Origin of the sequence: Clostridium sartagoforme, assembly GCF_004794105.1 — a bacterium.
Taxonomy (GTDB): Bacteria; Bacillota; Clostridia; order Clostridiales; family Clostridiaceae; genus Clostridium; species Clostridium sartagoforme_B.
In genome coordinates this window covers 785,302-798,818 of sequence record NZ_SRYR01000001.1, presented here as the reverse complement: position 1 = coordinate 798,818, position 13,517 = coordinate 785,302, and the positions used below count along the sequence as shown (strand labels likewise).

The following is a 13,517-nucleotide window of genomic DNA, read 5'->3' as shown; positions in this document are numbered from 1 at the left end:
TATGTTATAGAATAAAAAAGTAGACCTATATAAATTTGCTTATTTCATTGCTTAATTCTAGCTCATTGCAAATTATATATGTCTACTTTAATACTAATAAAAGAATTTATAAATTATTGACTATTAGTAAATAAAATAAATAATAAATATTCTATGGATTCTAATTTATTATAATTAATAATAAAAAAGACCAAGAAATAAATTCTTGATCTTTAACTAATTTCTATTTTCTTGATCTTAAAAAACTTGGAATATTTACACTATCAGTTTCAAAGTCTAAAAGTGGATCAACTTTTTTAGTATTCTCCCTAGGACTTTCTATAACTTCTTCCCTAGTCTCTTTTACTACTTTTTTCTCGAATACAGGTTCACGATTTATAAGTTTTTCATTATCGCCCTCAAACCCAGTAGCTATTACAGTAATTCTTATTTCATCTGTTAACGTTTCATCTATAACAGCACCAAATATAATATTAGCATCAGGATCTACTGATTCTCTAACTATATCAGCTGCTTCATATACTTCGATAGCTCCTAAGTCTACTCCACCTGTAAAGTTAATAATAACTCCTGTTGCTCCATCTACACCTGTTTCTAAAAGTGGTGATGATATAGCTTGCTTAACTGCATCATGAGCTTTATTATCCCCAGTACCATGTCCAACTCCCATATGAGCTAGTCCTTTATTTAACATAACAGTTTCTATGTCAGCAAAGTCGGCGTTAACAACCCCAGGTATAGTAATAAGGTCAGAAATAGCTTGTACCCCTTGTCTTAAAACATCATCAGCTAATTTAAATGAATCTAAAAGAGTTGTTTTCTTATCAGCCATACTTAATAGTCTTTCATTAGGAATTATAACTAATGTATCTACTGCTTTCATTAGGTTCTCAATACCCATTTCCGCATGTCTCATTCTTCTTTTCCCTTCAAACGGGAATGGTTTTGTCACTACTCCAACAGTTAATATGTTCATAGTCTTAGCAATTTCTGCAACTATAGGTGCTGCACCAGTACCAGTTCCGCCACCCATACCAGCAGTAATAAATACCATATTGGCACCTTTTATAGCTTCTTCTATTTCTTCTCTGCTTTCTTCTGCTGCTTTTTTTCCTATTTCAGGGTTAGCACCAGCTCCTAGACCCTTTGTTAATTTTTCTCCAATTTGAATTTTCACATTAGCATGTGATAACATTAAAGCTTGTTTATCTGTATTAACAGCTATAAATTCTACATTCTTTAACCCTTCTGCAATCATTCTATTTACGGCATTTCCACCGCCGCCTCCACAACCAACAACTTTAATATTGGTTAACTCTTGCATATCTACTTCGAAATCTAACAAAATAACTCCTCCTTTAGAAAATATCTACTAGTAATTTTCTACTTTGTTTCTCTCAATAACATAATTCTTTAATACTGTTATAATTTAATTTTACAACATATTATCTCTAATTAACAATAATTTTAGATTTTAAAACAATGTTTTTGTAATATAAAGAGAATATGTGTAGATTTTTATCATTTAAAATTATAAGAACAATTTTATTATTACTTTAATAAAAAAACTAATAAATACAAATTAGATAATAATTCCTAAATTTCTTTTATTAAGTTTAATAAAATTCAATTATAATTTTATCATTTAAATTAAAATAACTCAACCTTTTCCTAGGCATAATCTTCATTTTAATAAAATCTTATAGATTTTTTTTAACGAAATACCAATTATGTCATATAAGTTATTCAACGTAAATTAAAAATTTCCTTTTAACTATTCTAATTTTATAAAAAACAGAGAAATCCCTGTTTTTTATAAAATCATTATCCTTTTAATAGTTTCCTTATCTACTGAATATGTTAAAGCAGTTTCTTCATCTATAATACCTTTTTTATATAATTCTGCTAAAGCCATATCCATAGTCTTCATTCCATGCTTACCACCTGTTTGAATTGCAGATTCAATTTGATGGGTTTTACCTTCTCTAACTAAATTCTGTATTCCTGGAGTTGTAGTCATAACTTCAAGGGCTGCAACTCTACCTGCCTTATAAGCAATTGGTACTAACTGTTGTGATATAACCCCTTGAAGAACAGCTGCTAGCTGTACTCTAATTTGTTGTTGCTGGTGAGGTGGAAATACATCTATTATTCTATCTATGGTTTTGGCCGCGCCTATGGTATGTAGTGTGGAGAATACCAAATGACCTGTTTCAGCTGCTGTAATTGCAATTGAAATAGTTTCTAAGTCTCTCATCTCCCCTACAAGTATAACATCTGGATCTTCTCTTAATATTGCCTTTAAAGCACTTTGATAACTTGAACTATCTTTTCCTATTTCCCTTTGGTTAATAATGCATTTATTATGCTTATGCAAATACTCTATAGGATCTTCTAATGTAATAATATGAGCTTCCCTAGTGTTGTTAATTTCATTTATCATTGCAGCTAAAGTTGTGCTTTTACCACTTCCTGTAGGTCCTGTAACTAAAACTAGTCCTCTTTGCTTTTGCACTATATCTTTTATTACTTTAGGATGCTTTAATTCATCTAAAGTTGGTATCTTTAATGCAATTACCCTTATAGCTATTGCATCACTATTTCTTTGTTTAAATACATTTACTCTAAATCTACCAGTTCCAGGTATAGAATATGACGTATCAATTTCTCCTATTTTATTATACTCTTCAAAGCTATCTTGTAATATTTCCTTTGCATACTCAGTTAATTTATTTGGAGTTAATCTATCTTCACCAAGTTTAATTAATTTACCATTTAATCTTATAGTTGGAGGTAATCCAACTGTTAAATGTAAGTCTGAAGCGCCCCTATCTATAGTTTCTTTTAATAATTCATTTAACAAATACATTCCTCTTACCCCCTAGGTCATTTCTCTATCAATATAATTAATTCGATAAAATAGCCTAGTTTCCTCCTTAATCCATTATATTATTTAAATTATTATCATCTTTTGTAGTTTTCTACTTATTTGACATTTCCTTTTTAAGCTTTTTTAAAGCTTTTTTTTCAATTCTAGAAACATATGATCTTGATATTCCTAAAAGTACTGCTATTTCTCTTTGAGTACGACACAATCCATCTATAAGTCCATACCTCATTTTTAAAATAGCCCCTTCTCTCTCAGTAAGAGATGCACCTATTTTTTTATAAAGCTGTCTGATTTGTAAGTTGCTTTCAACCTTTTCGAGTACAGAATCTCTCTCACTACTTAATACATCTATTAAACAAATTTCATTTCCTTCTTTATCGACTCCTATTGGATCTTGAAGATAAACTTCATTTTTTTGCTTTTTATTATTTCTAAAAAGCATTAAAATTTCATTTTCAATACACCTTGAAGCATATGTTGCAAGTCTTGTTCCTTTTCCGGAATCAAAAGAATCTATTGCTTTAATTAGCCCAACTGTGCCTATAGATATTAATTCATCTATATCTTTGTTTGGGAAATTATATTTTTTTACAATATGGGCAACTAACCTTAAATTTCTTTCAATTAATATGCTTTTAGCTTCTTTGTCACCTTCTTTAAATAGTCTTAAATAACGCTCCTCTTCTTCTTCATCAAGGGGCTTTGGAAATGTATTGTTGCCCGTAATATACCCAGTTAAAAATACTGAATTACAAAGCAATTCTAAAATATTAGCTAAAAAAAACACAGAACTTCCTCCTAGTAGTGCTTATTATATAATATGATGAAATTCAAAAATATTGCTTTAGATTTTAAATTTCTTATTATATGAAACCACTAGCGCTTTTCGAAGAAGTAAAAAGTAAGAACTAAAAGTTAAGAAGTAAGATTAAGAAAAAAACTCATAAATGAATTTTAATATTATATTTTCAAGGGGCTGTGGCACAAATAGCCAAATTAAGAATTAAAAATGAAGAATTATTGATGTAATTCCTAGGTCATTACTAAAATTAATTACTTTTAAAACTCCTAAAGGAGTTTTTTCATCAATTTTTCATTCTTCATTATTAATTTTTCATTGTAGTAGTTCTGTTACTATATCTCTAAATATTGGTGCACCCGTATTTCCGCCTCCAAGTTCTCTTCCATCTGGATGTTTTTCACCTATATTAGGTGCTATAACTACTAATGAGTAATACTTACCGTTCATCTCAAAATATCCAGCAAACCATCCGTGATTAGTTCCTCCACTTCCTGTTGATGTTCCTGTCTTTCCCCCTATAGTTACGCCTTCAACCTTTGCTTCAAAGCCAGATCCTTCCCATATTACCTTTGACATAGTTTCTTTAGTTAACTTCGATGCCGTTTCACTAAATATTCTAGTTTCCTTACTATTAAATTCTTCTATAACATTATTATTATCGTCTACAATAGCCTCGACTATTGTAGGCTTATTATAAATTCCATTATTGATAACAGTATTATATAGTCCTACCATTTGAATTGGTGTAACCATTATTGTTTGGCCAATGGCTATATTATTCATACTATTTTCTAAAGTAGGTTTAACACCTGAAGCTTCATTTCTATTATCTCCCTTTAGATTTAATACAGGTTCAAATAGGCCCATATTATTTAAATAATCAATCATATCACTATACCCTATCTTATTACCTACTTTAGCAAAAACATCATTACAAGATACTTTAAGGGCATCTTCCACAGAAAGGGTTCCATGGCTATATGGCTTTCCATCCTTCATACATATTTCTCCTGAGCAAACAAAGGTATCTGTTGGACTTATAAGCCCTTTATCTAAGGCTATAGCCTCAGTTATAACCTTGAAAATAGATCCTGGTTCATATCCTAATTGGCCTATTCCTAAATTAACATTAGCTTGACTTTCATCTTTTTGAACCATAGCTCTAATTTTCCCTGTACTAGCCTCCGATAACACAACTCCAACATTTTTTAAAAATTCATAATCACTCTTATTTAAAATATCTCTTATCTTATCTTCTATATTTGAATCTATTGTTAACTTAATATTATTATTATTTTCTGAAACCTCTTCACCTTTACTGTAAACAGCCTTATCATTTAAATAAAATTTTGAAGCTGGATAGGAGTTATCTTTTAAATAATTATTTAAGTCACTTTCTAAGGAATTTTCTATAATATTATCATCATTTATATTAGATAAAAAAATATTAGTTTTCCAAGCTTCTTTTGCATCTACTTCATCAAAAGTATAAGTATAAATTCCTTTTATATTTTTAAGCTTATTAACTTTCTCATAAGTTTCTTCACTTATAGCATAATATATCTTTCCATTTTCCTTCATAATATCCGAATAATTAAATTCCGCATCCTCTGACTTCATAATAAAATTAAGAGCCATTAAATCCTCTAGTGTTTCTTCATAGTTATTTAGCATAAAAGGCTTAGTATCTAAAACTAATATATATTTTTTATTATATTTTGTTAAATCCATTCCATTTGTATCTAAAACTTTATATTTATTTTGTGCTATAGTTTCATATTGATAGTTTTCAATATCTCCAGAAACTATTTTAGAAGGATGTATTAAAAGAAAATATAGTCTTACTACTAAAAATAAACTTATCATCGAGAATAAACCACTTACTATTAATATCCTTTTACTATTAATTTTATTAATTTTTTTAAACAAAAAAACACCTCCCTAGGCTTAATTCTAGCCTTGGAAGGTATTGTTTATTCACTATTTTAAAATATCTTTTATTTTAGTTACAAGTATATCTATTGCAACCTTATTTTGTCCGCCTTCTGGAACTATAATATCTGCATATCTTTTAGTTGGTTCTGTAAACTGTAAGTGCATAGGTCTTACTACTTCTAAATATTGAGTAACAACTGAATCTACAGTTCTTCCTCTTTCGTTTATATCTCTAACTAATCTTCTTAAGATTCTAATATCAGCATCTGTATCAACATATACTTTAATATCTAAAAGATCTCTTAATCTTTCATCTTCTAGAACTAAAATTCCTTCTACTATTATTATACGTCTTGGGTGTACCTTAATAGTTTCTTTAGCTCTATTATGACAAGAAAAATCATAAATCGGTTTATCTATTGACTCACCCTTCATTAATGTCTCTAGATGACTTATTAATAAATCATTATCAAATGCTCTTGGATGATCATAGTTAGTTTTAACTCTTTCTTCCATAGATAAATGACTTTGATCTTTATAGTACATATCTTGCTGAATCATAGCAATACATTCTGTTGAGAAGCTTGAATATATTGCATCTGCAATACTACTTTTACCTGATCCTGTTCCACCAGTTATTCCAATTAGTATTGGCTTTTCCATTATAGTTCCTCCTTCTTATGTTTAAAGCTCTAAAACTCTTTTGCCTTTAACTAGCATATCATTTTCCTTAAGCTCAGTATCTACTTTAACCTTGAACATCATATGTGCTCTATTAGCTACATTTGTTGCTTTGTTCTTTTCAATATCAAACATTTTGTTTAATTTAACATTAAAGTATGGTGTATGCGCTCTTAGAATTTCTACCTCATCACCTTCAAAAACCCTATTCTTTTGAAGAATTGTAGCTTCTTTAGTTTCTTCATCATACCCCTTAACTACTCCAACAATATCATAATCTCTTACATATGAAGAGCCTTCGTAGTTTTGTTCACCAGTTTTTCCAAAGAAGAATCCTGTGTGGTATTGTCTATGACTAATTTTAAGAAGTGTTTCAAGCCATTCTTCCTTAAACTTATATCCTTCTGGATTTTCAAAGTAAGTATCTATTGCTTCTCTATAAGCTTTAACTACTGAAGCAACATAAAACTCGCTCTTCATTCTACCTTCTATTTTAAATGAATGTACTCCACTTTTAATAAGTTCTGGAATATGATTTATCATACATAAGTCTTTAGAATTCATAATATAAGTTCCATTATCATCTTCAATTACTGGATAATATTCATTTGGTCTTGTTTCTTCTACTAAATAATACTTATATCTACAAGCATTAGAACATATACCCTTATTAGCATCTCTTCCTAACATATAGTTAGAAATTAAACATCTTCCTGAATATGCAACACACATTGATCCATGTATAAACACTTCAAGTTCACATTCTTCAGGTATATTTTCCTTAATAACATTTATTTCATTAAAAGTTAATTCCCTTGCTAAAACTACTCTTTTAACACCTTGTTCATACCAGAACTTAGTTGCCATCCAGTTAGTAACGTTAGCTTGAGTGCTTAAATGTATTTCTAAATCTGGAGCTGCAGTTCTTGCTGCCATAATTATTGAAGGGTCAGCAACTATTATTGCATCTACTCCTAAATTATAAAGACCTTTTATATAATCTTCTACTCCTGTTAAATCATGATTTCTTGGGAATACATTCATAGTTACATATAATTTTTTCCCTCTATCATGACAGTATTTAATTCCTTCAGCCATTTCTTCATTAGTAAAGTTATCAGAAAAGGCTCTTAAATTTAATCTTCCTCCACCTATATAAACGGCATCCGCTCCAAAATCGATGGCTATTTTTAATTTTTCTAGGCTCCCTGCTGGTGCTAAAATCTCTGGCTTTTTCATTATTCTTACCTCCTTTTAGTCACTGCAATTCCATCCCCCATTGGTATTACAGAAGTTATTAAATTTTCATCCTTAGAAACTATGTCTAAGTATTTTCTCATTCTTTTTACTATAGTTATTTTTCTTCTTTTAACTAAATCATTAGATGCTACCATTCCCCTAAATAATACATTATCGGCAACTATAATTCCATCTTCTTTTAGAAGTCTTAAGCAATGTGGTAGAAAGTGATTGTAATGACCTTTACCTGCATCCATAAAAATTAAATCATAAGGTTCCTCTAAGCTTTCTAAAACCTCAAGACAATCTCCTGCTTTAATTTCTATTTTATCCTCTAAATTATATTTTTTAAAGTTTTCACTAGCATATTTTATCATATTTTCATCACGTTCTATAGTAGTAATACTTGCCTTATATCCTGAAGCTTCATACATTAATATTGCAGAATAGCCTATTGCAGTACCAAGTTCTAATATTCTTAAGGGTTTCTTCATACTAACCATAAATTCTAAAAATTTAGCTGTTTCTTTTTGAGCTATAGGAACCTTATGCTCCTTTGCAAAATCTTCTAACTCTTTAAATTTATCAGTAGATTCTGGTATTAAGCTCCTTATATAATCTTCCATATAATCATGGGTAATTCCACTCATGGTCTTCCTCCAAAATAGTAAGTAATTATATTAGTATCCAAGTTCCTCTTGTTTTCTTAAAAAATCTTCGTCATCATTTGTGAAATAATGACTATTATCATCCTTTAACACGTAAAATAGATAATCTGTACTCTCAGGTTTTAATGTAGCCTTAATTGACTCTATACCCGGGTTAGAAATTGGTCCAACTGGTAACCCATAATTTTTATAAGTATTATAAGGTGAGTCTATTTCTAAGTCATCATACGTAACTATATTTACATGTTCTCCTAGAGCATAAATAACAGTAGCATCGATTTGAAGCTTCATATCAACATTTAATCTATTAACTATCACTGAAGCTATAGTAGGTCTTTCATTATCTAATCTAGCTTCCTTTTCTATCATTGATGCAATTGTAACTACTGTTTCTATATCTTTATCTTTAACAGTTACATTTGTAGCTTTACTAGCTTCATCTAACATTTCTTCAAATCTTTTAATCATCTTATAGATTATTTCTTTAGGTGTTTCACCAATTTCTATTATATATGTATCTGGAAATAAATATCCTTCTAAATTATATCTCTTTTCTTCATTAGGTTTAACATAAGAAGGCAATGGATATTCTTTAACTGCTAAAATAAAATCACTTTTACTGCAAATTCCCTCGTCCTCAAGCTTAATAGCTATATCCTCTATAGAATATCCTTCAGGCACAGTAAATTTAACTTTATTTAATGAAGAATCAGTATTCAATGCATTAATAATATCCTTTACAGATGAATCTTTAGATAATAAATATTCACCTGGTTTAACATCCACGCTTTTATCTAAAACCTTAACATATAACTTTATCATAGATACACTCTTAAGCTTCTTATCTTCTTCTAGCTTATTTATAATACTGTAAAAATTATCCCCATCTTCAACTCTTACTACTATATCTTCATTTCCTTTTAAAGGATTATTTATTGCAGAAACAAAGTACACTGATGATATAAGTAAAAGTAATAATATTATAATAATAGTTATAGTTTTTTTGCTTAAAGTTTTCATAAAAACCCCCTACATAGAAAGTAAATAGCCTAATTTAGACTATTTACCCTATTATAATACTTTTCCTTTTAGTAATAAAGATTTTTATTATTTTTTATTTCTACTTACTATTCTTCTTCTTTCTGCTGAATCTAAAATTCTCTTTCTCATTCTTATGTTTTCTGGAGTTACTTCTACTAATTCATCTGCATTTATAAATTCAAGACATTGTTCTAATGACATTTGTCTTGGTGGTGTAAGCTTTACTGCATCATCAGAACCTGATGCTCTAGTATTTGTAAGCTTTTTACCCTTACATATATTTATATCTATATCTTCCGCTCTAGAACATTCTCCAACTATCATACCTTGGTAAACAGGCACTCCTGACCCTATAAATAATGTTCCTCTTTCTTGTGCATTGAATAATCCATAAGCTATAGCTTCTCCTTCTTCGAATGAACAAATAGATCCTCTACTTCTTCCTGGAAGTTCTCCTTTATAGCTATCATAACTATGGAATACGTGGTTCATTATACCATTACCTTTAGTATCAGTCATAAACTCATTTCTAAATCCAATTAATCCTCTTGCAGGTATAACGAATTCTAATCTTGTATATCCATTAACCGCTGAAGTCATATTAACCATTTCGGCTTTTCTTGGCCCAAGTTTTTCCATAACAGGTCCCATAAATTCTTCTGGAACATCAATTGTTAAGTATTCCATCGGCTCTAATTTTTTACCATTTTCCTCTTTTAAAATAACGCTTGCCTTTGAAACTTGGAATTCATATCCTTCTCTTCTCATAGTTTCTATTAAAATTGATAAGTGAAGTTCTCCTCTTCCTGAAACTTCAAAACAATCTGGTGATATTTCATTAACTCTTAAACTTACGTTAGTTTCAAGTTCTTTTAATAATCTATCTCTTAAATGTCTTGAAGTAACAAAATCACCTTCTTTTCCAGCAAATGGAGAGTCATTAACCATAAAGTTCATGCTTAATGTTGGCTCATCAATTTCAACAAATGGTAGAGCTTCTGGATTTAAAGCATCTGCTATAGTTTCCCCTATATTACAATCAGGAATACCACTTAATGCAATAATATCTCCTAGTGCAGCTTCTTGTGCGTCTTCTCTATTTAAACCATTATATGTAAATATACTTGAAACTTTGTAGTTTGAAGTGCTTCCATCTTGTCTAACTAATGCAACTTGTTGATTCTTTTTAACTCTACCTCTATGAATCTTTCCAATTGCTATTCTTCCTACATACTCATTAGTATCTAAAGTAGTAACAAGCATTTGGAATGGTCCATCTAATTCTCCCTTTGGAGGTTCAACATTATCTATTATAGTGTCAAATAATGGCACCATATCATTATTTGTATCTTCTACATTATATCTTGCAAAACCTTCTCTAGCTGATGCATAGATTATTGGGAAATCTAATTGATCATCATCTGCACCAAGCTCTATAAACAGTTCAAATACTTCATCTATAACTACTTCTGGTCTAGCATTTGGTTTGTCTATTTTATTAATAACAACTATAGGTTTAAGACCTAATTCTAAAGCTTTCTTTAAAACGAACTTTGTTTGTGGCATTGGTCCTTCATATGAGTCAACTACTAATAATACAGAGTCAACCATCTTAAGAACACGTTCAACTTCTCCACCGAAATCAGCATGTCCTGGAGTATCAACAACGTTAATTTTAACATCGTTATACATAAGTGCTGTATTCTTAGAAAGAATAGTTATTCCTCTTTCTTTTTCTAAATCGTTAGAGTCCATTACTCTTTCTTCAACTTTTTCATTTGTTCTAAAAATATGACTACCTCTTAATAAAGCATCAACTAATGTAGTTTTTCCGTGGTCAACGTGCGCTATTATAGCAATATTTCTAATATCTTCTCTACTACTTAAATTCATTAAATTTCCTCCAATAAGGTTTCTTCATCAATGTAAACCTATAAATTATTTTTTCCAAAATAAAATTGGATACCTAGGCATCCAATTTTCTAATGATTTATTAAAACTATATTTATTCTAAGATTATTATAAAGAAATGTCAACCTAAAAGATTATATTTCCATTATAATCGGTAGAATCATTGGTTTTCTCTTTGTCTTTTCATATAAATATGATCTAAGATCATCTCTTACTTTAGACTTTAAGCTAGCCCAATCTGTAATATTGTTTTCTTCACATTCTCTTAATGTTTCCTTAACTATTTCTTTAGCCTCGTCCATTAATCTTTCTGATTCTCTAACATATACAAATCCTCTAGAAATAATATCTGGCCCTGCAATAATTGAATTATTTTCCTTAGATAGTGTTACAACTACTGTTAATATACCATCTTGAGATAAGTGTTTTCTATCTCTTAATACTATATTACCAACATCTCCAACTCCTAAGCCATCAACGAATACCTGTCCAGAAGTCACTGTTCCATTTTTTCTGATACTATTTCTATTAACGTCAATAACTCCACCATTTTCAGGTATTACTACATTTCCTTCTGGCATTCCTAAAGATATAGCAAGTTCACCATGTTGTTTTAAATGTCTATATTCCCCGTGAACTGGAATAAAGAACTTTGGTTTTACTAAACATTGCATAAGCTTTAATTCTTCTTGACAAGCATGCCCAGAAACGTGAATTTCAGATAATGATTTATAAATTACTTCTGCACCCTTTTGGAATAATCTATTAATTACTTTAGAAACTAATTTTTCATTTCCAGGAATAGGTGTAGCAGAAATAATTACTGTATCTCCCTCTACAATATTTACCTTCCTATGTTCAGAGTTTGCCATTCTAGCAAGTGCTGACATAGGCTCACCTTGACTACCTGTAGTTATTATAACAACTTTATCATTATTATATTTATTAATTTGATCTATACCTACTAGTATATCTTTTTCAAATTCTAAATATCCAAGTTCAGCAGCTACAGCAACTATATTTTCCATACTTCTTCCTGATACAGCAACTTTTCTTCCATGCATACTTGCCGCATCTATAATTTGCTGTATTCTATGAACATTAGATGCAAATGTTGCAACAATAACTCTTCCTTTTGCCTTTGCAAAAAGTCTTGCAAAGCTTTCACCTACAACTCTTTCAGATAAAGTATATCCAGGCTTTTCAACATTTGTTGAGTCAGCCATCATAGCTAATACACCCTTCTTTCCTATTTCTGCAAATCTTGCAAAATCCATTGGTTCCCCGTCAATAGGTGTATAATCTATTTTAAAGTCCCCTGTGTGTAGTACTACTCCAAGTGGAGTGTGAATTGCAATTGCAACAGAATCTGCTATTGAATGGTTTGTTTTTATAAACTCTACAGATACTGAATTTAATTTTATTACATCTCTTGGTTTTACTCTAATAAGCTCCGTTGAACCTAAAAGTCCATGCTCTTTAAGCTTTGTCTCAACTATTCCAAGAGTAAGCTTTGTTCCATATACAGGTACATTTAATTGTCTTAATACATAAGGTAATGCCCCTATATGGTCCTCATGCCCGTGAGTTAAAAATATTCCTCTAATCTTTTCTTTATTTTTTAATAAATAACTTATATCTGGTATAACTAAATCTATACCGAACATATCTTCATCTGGGAATTTAAGTCCGCAATCAATAACTATTATATCTTCCTTATATTCTATCGCAGTTATATTCTTACCTATTTCATTAATCCCACCTAAAGGAATAATTCTAACCTTTGCCTTCTCGTTTTTCAATATGCCCCCTCCTTCTTCTAAAATATGTAATTCAAGGGGTTGCTTTCAAACAAAGCACCCTCTTTCATCCTATTAATTTTCTTTTAAATCCATTTTACTTTGACATTTTCTACAAATACCAAAGAATTTAACGCTATGATCTAAGATCTTAAATCCATGAGATCTTTCAACCTCTTCCTCTAATTCATCTAAAAGGTCATCTTGCACTTCTATTACACATTTGCACTCATTACAAACTAAGTGATGGTGCCTATGCCCTTCATCTTTACGAACTAGTTCATATCTACTACAACCATCATTTAAATCAAGCTTGCATATAACTCCTAACTCTTCTAATAAGATTATAGTTCTATATACAGTTGCTAAACCTATCTCTGGGCAGTTTTTCTTTACCTCATCATATATTTCTTCTGCAGTTAAATGCTCGCCTTCCTTTTCAATAATAGTGTCTACTATGGCTCTTCTTTGAGGCGTCAATTTATATCCTTTTTGTTTTAAGTCTTCCTTTAAGACATTAAAATCTACACTATTTGAATGTTCCACACTCA

At 30.0% G+C, this 13,517-nt stretch carries 11 protein-coding genes; all 11 read right to left on the bottom strand.

Features of this window, described 5'->3' with window-relative positions:
* Positions 1-223: 223 nt before the first annotated feature.
* The 11 genes from ftsZ to E5347_RS03495 all read right to left on the bottom strand — a co-directional run bounded on the left by ftsZ (position 224) and on the right by E5347_RS03495 (position 13,512).
* On the bottom strand, positions 224-1,345 hold the full coding sequence (gene ftsZ / locus E5347_RS03545; protein WP_136004715.1) for a cell division protein FtsZ: 1,122 nt from the start codon (positions 1,343-1,345) through the stop codon (positions 224-226).
* A gap of 468 nt (positions 1,346-1,813) precedes the next feature.
* The gene (locus E5347_RS03540; protein ID WP_136004713.1) at positions 1,814-2,869 is read right to left on the bottom strand and encodes a type IV pilus twitching motility protein PilT; all 1,056 of its coding nucleotides are present in this window, start codon (positions 2,867-2,869) and stop codon (positions 1,814-1,816) included.
* A 112-nt stretch (positions 2,870-2,981) separates the two neighbouring features.
* Positions 2,982-3,677 (bottom strand): RNA polymerase sporulation sigma factor SigK, encoded by a 696-nt coding sequence (sigK, locus tag E5347_RS03535; protein WP_136004711.1) that lies wholly within the window; start codon positions 3,675-3,677, stop codon positions 2,982-2,984.
* 327 nt (positions 3,678-4,004) lie between these two features.
* Positions 4,005-5,558: a penicillin-binding transpeptidase domain-containing protein gene (locus E5347_RS03530; RefSeq protein ID WP_136005842.1), complete on the bottom strand. Its 1,554-nt coding sequence runs from the start codon at positions 5,556-5,558 to the stop codon at positions 4,005-4,007.
* A 114-nt stretch (positions 5,559-5,672) separates the two neighbouring features.
* Entirely contained in the window at positions 5,673-6,290 is a 618-nt protein-coding gene (udk, locus tag E5347_RS03525) for a uridine kinase (protein WP_136004709.1), read from the bottom strand.
* A gap of 21 nt (positions 6,291-6,311) precedes the next feature.
* On the bottom strand, positions 6,312-7,547 hold the full coding sequence (locus E5347_RS03520) for a peptidase U32 family protein (protein WP_136004707.1): 1,236 nt from the start codon (positions 7,545-7,547) through the stop codon (positions 6,312-6,314).
* A 5-nt stretch (positions 7,548-7,552) separates the two neighbouring features.
* Entirely contained in the window at positions 7,553-8,197 is a 645-nt protein-coding gene (locus tag E5347_RS03515) for an O-methyltransferase (RefSeq protein WP_136004705.1), read from the bottom strand.
* 30 nt (positions 8,198-8,227) lie between these two features.
* The gene (mltG, locus tag E5347_RS03510; RefSeq protein ID WP_136004702.1) at positions 8,228-9,235 is read right to left on the bottom strand and encodes an endolytic transglycosylase MltG; all 1,008 of its coding nucleotides are present in this window, start codon (positions 9,233-9,235) and stop codon (positions 8,228-8,230) included.
* A gap of 87 nt (positions 9,236-9,322) precedes the next feature.
* A complete protein-coding gene (typA, locus tag E5347_RS03505) occupies positions 9,323-11,149 on the bottom strand; it encodes a translational GTPase TypA (protein WP_136004700.1) in 1,827 nt (608 codons plus the stop codon).
* A 152-nt stretch (positions 11,150-11,301) separates the two neighbouring features.
* Positions 11,302-12,969, bottom strand: coding sequence for a ribonuclease J (locus E5347_RS03500; protein WP_136004697.1), 1,668 nt, complete (start codon positions 12,967-12,969; stop codon positions 11,302-11,304).
* A 72-nt stretch (positions 12,970-13,041) separates the two neighbouring features.
* Complete coding sequence (locus tag E5347_RS03495) at positions 13,042-13,512, bottom strand: Fur family transcriptional regulator (RefSeq protein WP_136004695.1); 471 nt, start codon at positions 13,510-13,512, stop codon at positions 13,042-13,044.
* Positions 13,513-13,517: the final 5 nt, after the last annotated feature.